The sequence below is a fragment of the Runella sp. MFBS21 genome, from assembly GCF_029433105.1.
Lineage (GTDB): Bacteria > Bacteroidota > Bacteroidia > Cytophagales > Spirosomataceae > Runella.
In genome coordinates this window covers 1-13954 of the sequence record NZ_JARNTW010000021.1, presented here as the reverse complement: position 1 = coordinate 13954, position 13954 = coordinate 1, and the positions used below count along the sequence as shown (strand labels likewise).

The 13954-nt window shown below is 40.2% G+C and carries 18 protein-coding genes; 12 read left to right on the top strand and 6 right to left on the bottom strand.

Annotated elements, in window-relative coordinates:
* Window positions 1-7 precede the first annotated feature (7 nt).
* A complete protein-coding gene (locus P1X15_RS26440) occupies window positions 8-289 on the bottom strand; it encodes a hypothetical protein (RefSeq protein ID WP_013931285.1) in 282 nt (93 codons plus the stop codon).
* A gap of 101 nt (window positions 290-390) precedes the next feature.
* Here P1X15_RS26440 and P1X15_RS26435 point away from each other — a divergent pair, with 101 nt between their 5' ends.
* On the top strand, window positions 391-1008 hold the full coding sequence (locus P1X15_RS26435; protein ID WP_277341142.1) for a M23 family metallopeptidase: 618 nt from the start codon (window positions 391-393) through the stop codon (window positions 1006-1008).
* 75 nt (window positions 1009-1083) lie between these two features.
* On the opposite strand, the gene P1X15_RS26430 is transcribed toward P1X15_RS26435, so the two are convergent.
* The 5 genes from P1X15_RS26430 to P1X15_RS26410 form a co-directional block, all read right to left on the bottom strand.
* Window positions 1084-1608 carry a hypothetical protein gene (locus P1X15_RS26430; RefSeq protein ID WP_277341141.1) on the bottom strand — a complete coding sequence of 175 codons (525 nt, stop codon included), beginning with the start codon at window positions 1606-1608 and terminating at the stop codon, window positions 1084-1086.
* Window positions 1609-1656: 48 nt separating this feature from the next.
* Window positions 1657-3810 carry a YWFCY domain-containing protein gene (locus P1X15_RS26425; RefSeq protein ID WP_277341140.1) on the bottom strand — a complete coding sequence of 718 codons (2154 nt, stop codon included), beginning with the start codon at window positions 3808-3810 and terminating at the stop codon, window positions 1657-1659.
* Between the two features lie 109 nt (window positions 3811-3919).
* On the bottom strand, window positions 3920-4357 hold the full coding sequence (locus P1X15_RS26420) for a hypothetical protein (RefSeq protein WP_277341139.1): 438 nt from the start codon (window positions 4355-4357) through the stop codon (window positions 3920-3922).
* A 3-nt stretch (window positions 4358-4360) separates the two neighbouring features.
* Entirely contained in the window at window positions 4361-4630 is a 270-nt protein-coding gene (locus tag P1X15_RS26415) for a hypothetical protein (RefSeq protein WP_277341138.1), read from the bottom strand.
* Between the two features lie 14 nt (window positions 4631-4644).
* Complete coding sequence (locus tag P1X15_RS26410) at window positions 4645-5241, bottom strand: ParA family protein (RefSeq protein ID WP_277341137.1); 597 nt, start codon at window positions 5239-5241, stop codon at window positions 4645-4647.
* A gap of 267 nt (window positions 5242-5508) precedes the next feature.
* Here P1X15_RS26410 and P1X15_RS26405 point away from each other — a divergent pair, with 267 nt between their 5' ends.
* From P1X15_RS26405 to traM, 11 genes are all read left to right on the top strand, one after another.
* Window positions 5509-5826: a DUF4134 family protein gene (locus P1X15_RS26405; protein WP_277341136.1), complete on the top strand. Its 318-nt coding sequence runs from the start codon at window positions 5509-5511 to the stop codon at window positions 5824-5826.
* A gap of 4 nt (window positions 5827-5830) precedes the next feature.
* A complete protein-coding gene (locus P1X15_RS26400) occupies window positions 5831-6220 on the top strand; it encodes a DUF4134 family protein (protein WP_277341135.1) in 390 nt (129 codons plus the stop codon).
* A gap of 2 nt (window positions 6221-6222) precedes the next feature.
* Complete coding sequence (locus P1X15_RS26395; protein ID WP_013931209.1) at window positions 6223-6642, top strand: DUF4134 family protein; 420 nt, start codon at window positions 6223-6225, stop codon at window positions 6640-6642.
* A complete protein-coding gene (locus tag P1X15_RS26390) occupies window positions 6639-6971 on the top strand; it encodes a DUF4133 domain-containing protein (RefSeq protein ID WP_277341134.1) in 333 nt (110 codons plus the stop codon). Before P1X15_RS26395 ends, P1X15_RS26390 begins: the two co-directional genes overlap by 4 nt.
* Window positions 6968-9490 (top strand): TraG family conjugative transposon ATPase, encoded by a 2523-nt coding sequence (locus tag P1X15_RS26385; protein ID WP_277341133.1) that lies wholly within the window; start codon window positions 6968-6970, stop codon window positions 9488-9490. The genes P1X15_RS26390 and P1X15_RS26385 overlap by 4 nt, the downstream gene beginning before the upstream one ends.
* Window positions 9491-9501: 11 nt before the next feature.
* Window positions 9502-10503, top strand: a complete 1002-nt coding sequence (locus tag P1X15_RS26380) for a hypothetical protein (RefSeq protein WP_277341132.1) — start codon at window positions 9502-9504, stop codon at window positions 10501-10503.
* 1 nt (window position 10504) lies between these two features.
* Window positions 10505-11770, top strand: a complete 1266-nt coding sequence (locus P1X15_RS26375) for a hypothetical protein (RefSeq protein ID WP_277341131.1) — start codon at window positions 10505-10507, stop codon at window positions 11768-11770.
* 4 nt (window positions 11771-11774) lie between these two features.
* On the top strand, window positions 11775-11984 hold the full coding sequence (locus tag P1X15_RS26370; protein WP_277341130.1) for a hypothetical protein: 210 nt from the start codon (window positions 11775-11777) through the stop codon (window positions 11982-11984).
* A complete protein-coding gene (gene traK, locus P1X15_RS26365) occupies window positions 11981-12595 on the top strand; it encodes a conjugative transposon protein TraK (protein WP_277341129.1) in 615 nt (204 codons plus the stop codon). Before P1X15_RS26370 ends, traK begins: the two co-directional genes overlap by 4 nt.
* A gap of 2 nt (window positions 12596-12597) precedes the next feature.
* Complete coding sequence (locus P1X15_RS26360; protein ID WP_277341128.1) at window positions 12598-12822, top strand: hypothetical protein; 225 nt, start codon at window positions 12598-12600, stop codon at window positions 12820-12822.
* Window positions 12823-12842: 20 nt separating this feature from the next.
* A partial coding sequence (traM, locus tag P1X15_RS26355) for a conjugative transposon protein TraM (protein WP_277341127.1) occupies window positions 12843-13954 on the top strand: 1112 nt, incomplete at its 3' end.

Genomic DNA, 13954 nt, shown 5'->3' with positions numbered 1-13954 from the left:
TTAGAGGTTAGTCAGGAATTTCAAAACCACCGTCGGGTTCATTGACATCGAACAGTGAGTTTAACAAGTCTTTGGTATCGAAAAGGGTATCCAAATGAGCTGTATAGAGTAGATTTTGCTCGTCATTAGACAGTGATTCCCATAGTTCAGGGTCATTGATAGAAGCATTTATCACATATTTACTTGGGTCGAGCGGTTCTTCACCGTCAGCAATGTAAAGCGGCTGAATAGCTACGTTGATTCGTTCGGCCCCGTACCTTTTTGTTAGGTCATTAAGAGATAACATCATCAATTGTTATGGATTAGCAGTTGAAAAATGGCTCAACTTATTTTTCAATCACAAAGTAAGTTAAGTCATTTTAATAAAACAAATTATTTATTTTTACCTTTATGATTAAATATATATTGAAAATAATCTTATTTTTATTTCCAATAATAACCAACGCCCAAGCAGTGTTAGATAGTATTCTGCACTCAGAAAGGTCATTAATAATCAAATTACAGCAATTATCTCATGCCGAGATTATTCGTCAATTTCCTTATTTTTTTGAATCAAATCCAGTTGTGGCTTTTACCATTCCTTGCCTACCACCTGTTGGTTTTTGGGAGGGAAACCGAATTTCTTCGGGATTCGGCTGGCGTAAACACCCATTGAAGGGCAAGTTTCAGCACCATAGCGGAATTGACATTGCAGGAAACTATCAATATGTCCGAACGACAGCAACAGGTTTAGTAGAGCAAGTGGGCTATGATAACGCCCTCGGTTTATTCGTTATTGTTAATCATGGTAACTCATATCAGACCATTTACGGCCATCTGGCTGATATTCAGGTGAAAAAAAATCAATTTTTAAACGTTGGCGAAAAGATTGGAATATTAGGGAATACAGGTCATTCCACGGGGAAACACTTACATTATGCCATCAAGAAAAACAGTATTTATGTAAATCCCGCTGAATACTTGACACTCGGGATTCGATTTTTGGAAGGTTATTTTCGAAAACAATAATCTATCTCTCTTTTAGGTTATCACAAATCTCGGTAAAGCAATTTTGATTTGCTTACACCGAGATTTGTAAGCAAATCAGAAAAACAAATCCTTCAATTCTTCGCTCGTATATTTATCACTTTGCAGCAATTGATAATAAGAATACGCCTTATTGATGAGCGTATCGGTATATTGTAGCGAAATAAAATTGACTCCATTTTCGTACAAAAATGACTGATATTGCAACAAATTCTTGGCATTCCCCCGACCTGAGTACATGTTTTTAAAATTATGATACTCAATTCCCACAGTCTCCGCTAACTGCTTTAGGTTCATTTTTTTGATTGACTCAAGGGTAGTAGTATCAGCTCTGTCAAAAATAGCATCTGTCATTTTACGATTTTTATACACAAAAAAAGAATACGTAAAAACCAGCTTCCAATAATACTCACTTGCTTCCGTATTTTCCTTGATAGTTGCTAATTTGGCTTGTAACTCGGCCTGTTCTTCAGGCTGTTCTGAAGAAATCTGTAACGTTTTTAGCACATCTTCGCCAACCAAAATCGGATTGTAGTTTCCTTTTTCGTCGGCAGCTAACTTAGGTCTTCCTCTTGGATTCATTGTATTTTACTTTTTCAAGGTAAACCGCTTGAGCGGTGGTTAGATTAGTTACTTTTTAGTGGGTATGGTTATTTGGTATTCCGCCATTTCGTACTCTATGAGTAGCGAAATATCTTGTTTCACTCGATGATAATGTTCTTGTAGGAGTTTATTCTTATAAGAAACCTTTTCAGGCTCGGTAAGGGCATAGTAATCTATCTCGTACTTCTTCTCTACCAACCTCCCTAAATCGTTGATTTTAGGTAACTTCTCCGATTTTTGAAGTTGGTCTTTTTCTACGCTCACAAATGCTTTGAACGTCTTCAAATCAAACTCTTCGCCAAAATTATCCACAAACTGCCCCACAAACTCTCCTTGTTTTAAGGTAGAAATTTTTGAGGCAGGTATTACATCCGCTTGCTGTGTCGATACATTGATGGTAGTATCATTTTTAGAGTACGTTATCGACTCTTTCTCTTGGTTTGTTTTACCAAATCGACGAGCCAACTTTTCGGCAGTTTCAAAAACTACCGTCCCTGAGAAAATATTACCTACAATATTGATAATTACTTTAGCCTCCCTTTCGCCATAGTCGCGAACTAGCTGTTCAAAATCTTGCAATCCTAACCATGTCGCTACTTTATTACTCCGTGCAGTAGCAATGAGCATGTCTATTCCTTTGATAAACATCGTCGGCAACTCATCCCAAAAAAGTGCTGATTTTAGTTTACCCTTCTTGTTCACCAATTTCATCATGCGAGACGTGTAAAGCGAAAAGGCGGTTCCATACACGCTGACACGCTCAGGATTATTTCCCGTACATAGTATTTTAGGTTCGTCGGGGTTATTAATATCTAAGCTAAAATCATTGCCTGTCATCACCCAGTACAACGTTGGCGACGAAAGCCGCGCCATCGGAATACGAACTGATGAAATCTGTCCTTCCAACTGTTCCATTGCCCCTCCTGCTTTAGCATCAATAAAAGGACGTACATAAATCTCGACTTCGGGGTACTGTTCCATTACTTGGAATGTTTCATCATAACGTCGATTTGTAAATTCCAGCGTATGGGGGAACGTACAAATTTGTCCCAGTCGCTTAAAGTCTTGTAACAATTTGGGACTTTGTTCACCTTCCCCCTTCTGCTTCTCTTGTTCGTACAATTCCTGATATTTCATACTTACAGTGCGTAGATACCAGATAACAGAGGTCAAAAAATTAATCGCTGACTCGGGAAAAAACTCACCTTGTTTCTGCGCCCAAGTACGGTTCAAGTTCAACATGATTGTTTGAGCAGACTCATAGGCGTCCATAACATCGGTCATCAACTCGGGTAAAAGCGGATTGCAACGATGTGAGTACTCTATATCATCAAAATTAATGACATAGAATTGGGGAATGAGCGGATCGCCATTGGCTTTCTTTCCCCATGCAAAGCTGTTTTCCCTTAGTGTTTTTAGGTAGGCATTGTAGGCTTCTTCGGTTAAGTCAGGAAACTTAAAGTCATAAATGTAAGCAGTATATCCTTTATATATAGACTGCCAAAGCGCAGGTATCAAAATTGCATACGATTTACCCGACCCAGGTACTCCCAATACCATTGTGGAACGGAACGGGTTAACAATATTTATCAGCCCTTCTCTCCATTTACCTCGAAAATGGTACGTTGTTTTAAAATGGACAGAAAACTCATTTGTTACCAGTGCTTCGTTTTGGGGAAACTCTTCATTCGTTTCATTAAAGATGTCATTTTCAGGCTGAACAAAAAGCAAACGAGAAAGATATTGGCCTGATTTGACCAAAAACAACGTACCTACCAATGTTACGATAATATAAAGCGTATCAATCAAGATAGGAGAAAAGGCTGTTTTGAGGTAGAGCAAAAAAATTGAACCCATGAATAAAGTAGTCCCCATTGCAGCATCAATCATTATTTTCTGCCTTTTCACGTTGGGGTCAATCTTTCCTTTTGAGCCAAGTGAATATAAAAAAATCAAAAAGTAAGTCAGAATTTTGGACAGAATAGGTGTGTCAAACAATCCAAATTGTCGATGAAACTTAGTCAAAAACGTATAAATAAAGCCTCGAATAGGCAGACTTTCAGCTAAAATTTCATGGCAAAACCACAAAAAATGAAATACTAACAACAGTATGGCAATAATCAATAGTAGCTCAACCCCCTGAGCATATCCCTCTTTTTCCTTGCTCGAAAGCCCCGACATTGAACAATCAATTTAATTTGGGGCTTAAAATAATAAAAATATTTAATTTAATACACTAATCGGTATTTTAGTGTATTAAATTGACAAAGGTATAGGTATACTAATTATGCTACTTTTCAAATTTTCGCCGAAGCTCGGCTGCTTTAAAACTCTTTTCTTCGTCTTCAATCATTCGTTCTTTCAACTGTTGATAATAGAGATACACTTTGTAGTCGTTGGTGTGTTTGTAGTAAATCAACGATCCGACCAATGAGCCAGCCACAATTCCCATGAAATTATCCACTGAGTCTTGTACCATGTAGTAGGTCAAAAACCCAATGATGAGCGTCAAGCTCCAAATTAAGATTAGACGAACAAACCTCACCTGAATCAATGCCCAAAAGGTCACCGCAGCAACGAAGAATGTCAGTAAACCGTACGACCAATGCAAATCATATACCTTACAGACTTTGTACCCTGCATAAATACCAATAGCCAGTGCTTCATAATCTAAAATACCAATCGGGTACTCAATTTCTGAGTGATGTTTTTCGTATTCCCACCTCATCCTCTACATGTTCTTAAAATGCTCAATTAAGATTTGAGCTACCATATCTTTAATATTAATATCTTGCTCAACCGCTTTAAGTTTAATTTTCTTCATCAAGGAAGAAGGTATCTTGACATTAAATTGGGTAATTTCATCCTCTGGCTCTTTTACCGTTTTAGGAGTTACAGCCTGAACAGGCTCCACTTTTTGCATCGGCAACTCAGCTGGCTCTTTTTTGAGTTTTGTCTCCAATTTACCAAGCCGCTCTTTAAATTTGTCATCTACTGCCATTTTGTATTACTCTTTTAAAGTTGTTCAACTATCTCCTCCGCTAACGCCATCATTTCTTCACGGGCTTTTTCATCCTCAATGTTCCCTACCCCATTTGCTACAACTGAACGTATGTAACTCACTCGTTCCATTACCTTTGTTTTTAGGGTTGGAATAGAATAGCTATCCAAAATTCCCTTTATATCAGCATTCACACTTGTTCGATATTTAACCATATTTAAGACAATACCTGCTTTCATATCGGGGTTTTTCTTTTGCGCTTCTGCAATCAAGGCAATGGTTGCTTTAATTGCCATCACGTCTAAGTAACTCACTTTCGTTGGTACCAAAACAAAGTCTGAAACTTCAAACAAAGTGGAAAGTTGATCAGTCAAATAAGGTGGCGTATCAATTATCAGAATATCTAATTCGGGTACTTCTCCCGTTTCCAAAGCTTCCCTCGGTACAAGTGTTACTCCCTCCAGTAACTCACCCAAGCCAACGACACTCCCTTGTAAATCGGTATCAAGAATACCTACCTTGAGTGTATCCTTAAACAAAAAAGAAAGATTGAGTGCCAATGTCGTCTTGCCAACTCCTCCTTTTTGATGCGCTACGGTGATTACTTTCATTGCGATTATGTGCTTTTTTCTGCCACAAATGAATCAATAAATAGGAAAATATCAAAATAAAGATATACTAGAATATAAAAATATTAAAATATCTTTATATAAACTACGCACTTGTATTTGTACATTTCTACCCTAAATCAACACATGAATAATGATACATTTTGAGTTTTAAATAAATAATATTTTTTATTTTAATTGACATTATAATTATTTTGTCATTTACTTTGCACATCAAATTAGTAACAAGCCCAAATAATTCATGTATTTATGAAAAGGAAAAATTGCTACTTGTACACGCTTCTGTTATCGACAGTAGTCCTAAAACAAGTCAATGCACAAAACGCAGGTGTTCAAAGAGGAGCCCAAGTGATAGAGCAACAAGCAGCTGCTTTACAAGCTTATTTTACACCAGTAACTACCATTATTTACGTCATTGCAGCTATTGTTGGCTTAGTCGGAGGGTTCAGGATATACAGCAAATGGCAAAACGGAGACCAAGATACCCAAAAAGCCGCAGTTGGTTGGATGGGTGCCATTTTGTTCATTTTGGCCATTGCAGCTACGCTACAAGCTGTGTTCTTTTAAGCCAATGAAACGACTTCAATATATCGTTTCTTCATTTTTGCTGGCTACACTAATGAATGAATATACATTTGCTCAATCAGTAGATTTGACTAAAAAAGGTGGATTTTCGAGGGTGGGAATTGGTGAACAGTTTACCGAACCACTACACAATAATCTTTCTATGTTCATCACTTTTACGTATTTGGTTTGTGGATTCATGGGTTTGATTGGAGGGCTTCGGATTTATACCCGCTGGCAATTAGGTGAAAGCGACCGCATTACCACTGAAATTTGGCGGTGGGCAGCCGCAATACTTGCTGTGATTGCTATCACTACGGGTCTGAGTGCTTATGTTTCAGAAATGGAAGTTGGTTCTCCGCGGGTTACTCAACAAGATTTTGGCATTAACCCTTAATTATGGATTCATTCTACGCCATAGCCCGAAATACCTGCCTATCACTGGCGGCAGCCGCTGCGGTCATTGCAGGATTACGGCTCTTTCAAAAATGGAACCGAGGTGAAGAAGTAGAAGGTATGATTTTTATTTGGCTAATCGGAATCTTATTTGCTGGTGGCATCGTAGTCATGGTGGATAATTTCATAGTAGGTGGCGCTTATGTCTTTTTTACGGGAATTTCAGGAACGGCAGAAGGTCTTTCCATTGAAATCTACCAAGCTTCATTGCTACTCGGTATCGTCATTACAATTGTAGGAGTCATCAAAATCTACCGAAAATTTCAAAATGGAGAAGAGGACATTTACGAGTATATGCTCAAATGGTTCGGCTCATTGTTGTTTTTATTCAGTATGGGTTATTTAATCAGTGCAATTCTATGAAGTCTTTTCCTGTATTTAGGGGCGTTGACAATGAAATTGAGTTTCGAGGACTACGAGGCAAACATTTCTACTACGCTGCCGTCGGCATCATTGCGAGTATTTTCCTAACGCTGTTTTTGTATATCATCGGTTTGAACACCCTGATTGCTATTTCGGTATTGCTGATTAGCGCAGGAAGTACGCTTTTTTATACTTATGATGCCAATAAACGGCACGGACGCTGGGGCGAAATCAAATTGGCTGTCAAAAATCATAAGCCTTTTTTTGTTTACCAAAACCGTTCTTTTGCCCGATTGATTGAAATACGAACTTTATCCAAACGCAAGTGAAAAATATCAACCAAAATAAGGCAAAAAACCTTGAAACGATATTCCCTATTTTGGCAGTGGATGCTGAAACGGACATTATCGTTTCCAAAAATGCTGATTTGACGGTAGCTTTTGAAATGAAAGTCCCCGAAATATTCGCCATCTCAGATAGCGAATACGATACGCTACACGACGTGTTGGTTCGAGCAATCAAGATTCTGCCCATTGGCTACATGATTCACAAGCAGGACATGTTTATTGAGGACGAATACAACCCAAATTTTGAGAGTGTCTATCTACAATCCAACAATTATGTGGCTTGGGAAAATGAACGACACTTTGCAGAACGTCCCTATCTACGGCATCGTTGCTATTTGTACATTACTCGGCCTGCTTCTTCGCCTTTGAAACGAACGAGTCAACAATCCTCGCTACTCAAACGTCATTTGGTACCAAAGGAAATCCAAGATCCGAAAACATGGATTGAGTTTACGGACATTGTGAATCAATTCGAGGCAACTTTCAACGATTCCGGAAAGGTAAAGCTGAATAGGTTAAACAAAGATGAAATTCTCGGTACAAAAACTGAAACGGGGCTTTTTCAAAAATACTTTTCGCTTTCATTTGATGACGAAGCGTTGTATGATCTCGAAACAAAAGACGGTTTGAAAGTGGCAGGTAATACTACTTATACCTACGCTATTACCGAACTCAACGATTTTCCGAACGATTTACAAAATTCCGCTCGGCTCGAACAGTTTTCCACCGACAGCAGCCACTTCCCCATTTCAACGGGTTCGACACTGGGAATGATGCTCTCCTGCAATCACGTATATAATCAAGCGTTAGTGGTTTGCGACGGTGATGCCATGGTAAACGACATGGTCGGAGAAGTTCGCCGACATTATTCTTTTTCGGCATGGTCGAAGGAAAACGAAGTAAGTATTTCAGCCAAAGATGCCTTTATGGCAGAAGTGAAAGCCAACAATAGAAAGGTCGTAAAAGCACACTTCAATGTAATGGTTTTTCACCGAGATTCTGAAATTGCTGATAACTACCGTTCATTGGCTGCGGCGGCAATTTCTAAGTTAGGCTTCAAACCAAAGTTAGCCACTTGGGATGCTGAAACGTTGTTCTGGGCTTGTATCCCTGGAAATATTTCTGAAATCGGAACGGATAACTTGGCTACCTGTTTTTTGGAAGAAGCTACGAGCATTTGGAACTTAGAAACCAACTACCAAGACGGTTTTTTCAACAAAAATGGAATTCTACTGACCGATCGCTTTGGGCGTCCATGTATGGTTGACCCATTCTTTGCCCCGTTGGAAAAAGGGTTGATTTCCAACCGAAATTTTATGGTCATTGGCCCATCAGGGTCGGGTAAGTCGTTTACAATGAACAACATCATTTACTACTTACTTTCCCATGGCGTACACATCAGCATGGTGGACGTCGGACACTCGTACAAACGACTGTGCAAACTCATGGGAGGAAGGTACATTACCTACGAAACAGATAACCCCATTAATTTCAATCCCTTCTACATGAAGGACTTGAACCCTGATGAAGAGACCAAAGATGCTTTGGCGAATCTGTTGATGGCTCTTTGGAAAAAAGACGGGGAACGCTCATCCAAATCCGAAGAAGTAACAATTTCGAGTATTGTTCACGAATACTACGTGGCTCTGCGTCGCAATCGAAATGACGGGAATGATATTTTTCCATGTTTCGATAGCTTTTATGAGTTCACTCAAAATGACTATCCTGACATCTTTAAGCAAAACCAGGGGCGTTCAGAAAAGGAATTTGACTTACAAAACTTTCTATACGTTTTACGTCCCTACTACAAAGGAGGGCAATATGACTACTTGCTCAATTCTCGGCAAAACATTGACCTCATGGATTTACCTTTCGTAATCTATGAGTTAGATAATATCAAAGACCACCCAGTACTTTTTCCCGTGACAACCATTATGATTATGAACACCTACGTTCGTAAACTATTCAGTGTCAAAGGGGTGTTGAAAATGTTGGTCATCGAAGAAGCGTGGAAAGCTTTGGCAAAAGACAGTTTTTCTGACTTCTTACGCTGGTGTTCAAAGACCGTTAGGAAGCATTACGGCTCATTGGGGGTTGTTACACAGGAAGTAGATGATTTGGTTGGAAATGCCATCGTCAAAGATGCTATTATCAACAATTCGCCGATTAAGTTTCTGCTTGACCAAAGCAATTATGAGAAACGTTTTGGCGAAATCATGCAGACACTGGCACTCTCCGAAAAGCAAGCGAACATCATTTTAAGTATCAATAAAGGCAAAGACCCAAATCGCCCACCGTACAAAGAATTGGCGTTGTTACTGGGGGACTATTGCAAAGTTTATGGGGTTGAAGTTTCCAAAACGGCCTATGGAACTTTTACCACTGAACGACGAGAGGTGGAGGAAATTCAAGATTTAGCCCAAAACAACTACAACGGCAACCTTGAAAGTGCCGTAAAAGCGTGGGCAAACGGTGAACGCACAACTGTTTTTCAACCTTAATACTTACTCCCATGTTACGTTTAAAACCCTTAAAATTACTCACTCTGATAGGTTTCTTGACCTTTTTTCAATTGAAAGCCAATGCACAGTTTGTGGTATCTGACCCTCTGCATACGGCAGTTACACAGCTCATCAAACTGCTGCAAGACCCTTCATTTAAAACCTTGGTCAAAAATGTCGAAAAGTTGAAAAAAGTAGCCAGTGGAGTACAACAATTTCACAGGGGAACCCAGTTGGTTTCAACCATTACCCAAACGACTTCGATGCTCAATCAAATGGCTAATTCAATTGGAAAGGATGGGCATATTTATCCTGCCGAGTACCAGCTAATTATTCAGGATTTTCAAGGTTTAACCAAAGCAGGAACAGATATTTTGAAAGATATGAGGCAATCTACCTCACAAAATATCCTTGAAATGAATGATTCCGAACGAATGAACTGGCTCAACATGGCGCACGAACGAGCGGGAAAATTTCAAAATCTGGTACAAGCATACTACAATCGAATCCGAGCTATGTCCATGAGGAGAGCTGGAAATTTACGAGATCGACAGGCTACGGCCAAGCTCTATGACATTGCCTTAGCAAACGTTACAAGCAACCCATTAGGGGGGAATTTTAACTTTAACAATGGCAACGAACAAGCTTATGATGCTTTTTACCCAGAAGGAACTTCTGTTTTGGACAACTACACCGAAACCGAGGATGCTGTCAAAATGCGTCAGGCACAAGAGGATTTTAACAAACGTCTTTTAAATTATCAAGATGAATTACAAATCGCCGAAATGAAGGCACAGCGCATAGCTTTATCCATGAAAATTGCAGAAGGATACCGACCGATTGAAAACTGGGCTGGGACAAAAACGGTAGGTTGGGCAACCCCTGACGGTAAAGAGATTTCTAAAGAAGAATTTGAGGTGATTGTCAAGATACTCGGACGGGAATTACTGGTTCCGATGCGAGAAGAACTGACCAAAAAATACCGAATTGACGAAGGTATCAAACTGAAATAGCATGAATTTCGATATTCTAAAAACGCTCGAATACGTCTATCAAAGTACCCTCACCAGTTCTAATGGTGCAGCGGAAAAAATAGAGGTCAGCATACGGGCAGTGGCGGGGATTGGTGCGTTGGTCTATATATTTTCGAGATTGATTGGGCAAATTTCCCGTAACGAACCGATTGACTTTTTCCCGTATCTACGTCCGTTTCTCATGGTGTTACTTATTGCTTCCGCTCCCAAAATGTGTGACGTGATGGACGCTTTTGGCAAGAAAACAGTAAGTTTGGTCAACGCATCAAACGGAGATTTGTACGAAAAGGTCAAGAAGAACACCGAAATGGTACAAAAGAAAATTCGGGAGAAGTGGGACGAAATTGGTACCAATCCTCAACGATACAAAGAAATTTTTGGTGGTGACTTAAACGAAGACCGTGAAGCATTCATGGGTTTGGGTAGTGTAGGCGTTGATTTCAAAATTGGATTCCAACGTTTTTCAGAGGAATTTAAGTTTCAGATTTTGTCTGCCCTTCAAGATATTTTAATGGCAATCATGCACTTGGCCGAAGCCATTTTATTCTTGATTTCCATCTGTTACCGCCTCGTACTAAGAATGGGCGCCCCCATTGCGTTTGTATTAGCGATATTTCCTGGCTTTACTCAAAATATAGCCAGTTGGTTTGGTAGTTACATCAACTACACACTTATGCCCACCGTTGCGGCTTTGTACAGCAGCATTGCCTTTGCCGCTTCTGATGCCTACCTGAATGCCTATGACCCTGCGGTTGCCGTACAGTCGGGAGGAGCTGAAGCTCAGCAACCTGAGTATTTAGGATTAGCCTACATCGCCTTACTCGTCATGTTTCTGATTGGCTATTTTCAAGTTCCTTCTATGACCAATATGCTCGTAACCGTAGGCGGGGTCGGGGCAATGGTACAAGGAGCTACTCGCATGGTTAATCAAACGCTTGGTAGTGCAGCCTCATCAGTGGCCAAAGGAACGGCTGGTGCTGGTACTCGAATATTGAGAGATACGAGCAAAGCTTCACTTGATGGTTTAGTAAACATTCCCAAGAACGTTTCAACAGGTGTCCAACAAGGTTCTAACAAAGGTGCAAGCTATGGTTCACAAGGGAAAGTAGTTGGTGGGGTAATTGGCGGAGTGGGTGGCTTGGCAAAATCTACGGTTGGAGCAACAGCCCTCGGAGCCTTAAATGCGACAAAACAGGAAGGTAAACGCCAAAAGAATCGCTTGAATCGTAAAATTAACCGTCTGTAAACACATGCTTTTAAAATCATTTCAATACCGAAATAACCTACTGTACCGCCACCGAAAAACTCTCAATTTCAATCTTGGAGCGTTGGGACTATTGGCCTTCATGACGATTGCAATAGTAATTTGGTCATTCAAAAAATACCAACGCAACACAGCTAAAACCTATGTTTTTCATCAAAAAGGGGCATCCATTGAAATTTACGACGACAAAAAATGAAAGAATTATTGCAATTAGAAAAGGACTTCCAGCGAGGTAGGCTGCTGGTCATCGTGGCATTTGCCTGTTCATTTCTCATCTCTATTACGGCAGTGGTACTGGCGTTCAAATACAGTAATGATTTCTCAAAACGCATCTATCTGGTCAATCGAGGTGAAGCCATCGAAGTAACCTGCGGAGACGTAACCGACAATCGCCCAGCCGAAGCCCGTCACCATGTAAGTCGTTTTCACGAACTATTCTTCAATGTTTCGCCTGACCCGAAATCCATTGACGACAACATGAAAAAAGCGTTATTTCTCTGTGATGAGTCTGCAAAGAAGCTACATGATAACCTCAGCGAGCAGAATTTTTATCGTGAAATGATTCAAGGGAACGTAACCCAACGAGTTAAAGTAGATTCTGTTTTAACGGATTTACGAATGTATCCTTACCGAACCATCACGTACGCAACACTTATTCAAGAACGAGCTACTGCTATTTCAGAAAGGCAACTTATTACGCAAACGTATTTGGTGGACATCAATCGTTCTGATAATTCACCCAACGGTTTTTTGATGCGTGATTTCCAAATTCTTACTTCCAAAATCGTGCGGGAACGTTCAAAATAACCATGCGCTCATTATTCAGAAAAACCCAAAAAGAGGAAGAACATCCTGCCTTTCAGGTGGGCGAACAAGTAGGAAAATGGTTTTCGGAACTGACTATTAAAATAGCAAACTACCTAAATAGCTGGCAACACCGAGTAGGCTTTCGGCTAAGAAACGTACTGATTTTAAGCGTTTTGCTTTTACTTTTCGCATGGTTCATTTGGCAAATAAGGAATGTTTTTAATTAAATTTTTCACTACCAATGCACATGAATAACAACTCAAATCCGCACCATGTGCCCATGACGGCAGGGGCTGAAACGGCTAAAAAATTGAGTTTTAATAAAAAACAGTTAGCCATGTTTCTAATCCCAATTGCTTGTTTAATCGGAATAGGAATTTTTGGAGTGATGGGTGGATTTATCTCAACTGGTCAAAGTAATTCTGCTGATAGTACTCACCTCGACTTAGCCCCACCCGAAGCAAAACTAAAAAATGTGAAGGATGACGACAAGTATGACAAAGACTTTACCCCTTCCGACCTTAGCCCTAATCGTTCAGGTACAAATGCCCTCGATCAACACGCTGCTCAAAATACCGAAATGCTCACGGGGCAGAACCCGACGCAACGCCTGGGCACGAATGAATACTTGACTGAAAATGATTTGCAAGCAATTGAACGGAGGAATAATCAACTACAATACGCTTCACCTACTGAGCAAAAAGCATTTCAAAAGCGTCAGTTTACCCAGCAAAACCAACGACAACTAAGGGAGCAGCAACGGGTGTTGAAGACGATGTACCGCAGCCCAAAAAGTAAGGAGCAATTAAGCGAGGAAAGTCAAGACCGAGCCGACCGTGATTTTAATCGTCGTGCGACCGAAACTGTTTTACGGCAAATAGAAATGGCGAATCAAAGGAATATGGGTGGCCAAACCGAAGGTGGAACCTCCCCTACCCTATCTGCCGATCCATTAATGACCAAAGAATACTTGACCCTCAAAAAAGCCTACGGTGGCCAATTACCCGCTGAGTACCGCACATTGTTCAAAAAGGAAATAGAAGCGGAGAACAAGGGGCTACTCAAAAATGAAGCCGAAGAGCCTAATACTATGATTTTGACGGAAACTGAAAAGAGAACGACTAACGGTTTCTACGGCGCTAACAGTGCAAAAACCAACTCCAAATCAACCCGCACTAACAACACCGCCATCGAAGCAGTAATACACGGCGACGGTGACAAAGTGGTAGTAGAAAATGGAAGTACCCTAAAAATTCGATTGACTGAAACCGTACAATTGCTGTTAAATAGTGAACGAGTAACTTTACCTGTTCACACACTTCTGGCAGGAACTTGTCAGATTAACGGAGAAAGGATTAG

Bases quoted from the DNA above. Each gene is read 5' to 3' on its own strand.
- P1X15_RS26360 (WP_277341128.1), top strand. From the start codon at position 12,598: ATGCGCTCATTATTCAGAAAAACCCAAAAAGAGGAAGAACATCCTGCC.
- P1X15_RS26430 (WP_277341141.1), bottom strand. From the start codon at position 1,608: ATGAATCCAAGAGGAAGACCTAAGTTAGCTGCCGACGAAAAAGGAAAC.
- P1X15_RS26410 (WP_277341137.1), bottom strand. From the start codon at position 5,241: ATGAAAGTAATCACCGTAGCGCATCAAAAAGGAGGAGTTGGCAAGACG.
- P1X15_RS26380 (WP_277341132.1), top strand. From the start codon at position 9,502: ATGTTACGTTTAAAACCCTTAAAATTACTCACTCTGATAGGTTTCTTG.
- P1X15_RS26435 (WP_277341142.1), top strand. From the start codon at position 391: ATGATTAAATATATATTGAAAATAATCTTATTTTTATTTCCAATAATA.
- P1X15_RS26375 (WP_277341131.1), top strand. From the start codon at position 10,505: ATGAATTTCGATATTCTAAAAACGCTCGAATACGTCTATCAAAGTACC.
- P1X15_RS26440 (WP_013931285.1), bottom strand. From the start codon at position 289: ATGATGTTATCTCTTAATGACCTAACAAAAAGGTACGGGGCCGAACGA.
- P1X15_RS26390 (WP_277341134.1), top strand. From the start codon at position 6,639: ATGAAGTCTTTTCCTGTATTTAGGGGCGTTGACAATGAAATTGAGTTT.
- P1X15_RS26405 (WP_277341136.1), top strand. From the start codon at position 5,509: ATGAAAAGGAAAAATTGCTACTTGTACACGCTTCTGTTATCGACAGTA.
- P1X15_RS26400 (WP_277341135.1), top strand. From the start codon at position 5,831: ATGAAACGACTTCAATATATCGTTTCTTCATTTTTGCTGGCTACACTA.
- P1X15_RS26425 (WP_277341140.1), bottom strand. From the start codon at position 3,810: ATGTCGGGGCTTTCGAGCAAGGAAAAAGAGGGATATGCTCAGGGGGTT.
- P1X15_RS26395 (WP_013931209.1), top strand. From the start codon at position 6,223: ATGGATTCATTCTACGCCATAGCCCGAAATACCTGCCTATCACTGGCG.
- traK (WP_277341129.1), top strand. From the start codon at position 11,981: ATGAAAGAATTATTGCAATTAGAAAAGGACTTCCAGCGAGGTAGGCTG.
- P1X15_RS26370 (WP_277341130.1), top strand. From the start codon at position 11,775: ATGCTTTTAAAATCATTTCAATACCGAAATAACCTACTGTACCGCCAC.
- P1X15_RS26420 (WP_277341139.1), bottom strand. From the start codon at position 4,357: ATGAGGTGGGAATACGAAAAACATCACTCAGAAATTGAGTACCCGATT.
- P1X15_RS26415 (WP_277341138.1), bottom strand. From the start codon at position 4,630: ATGGCAGTAGATGACAAATTTAAAGAGCGGCTTGGTAAATTGGAGACA.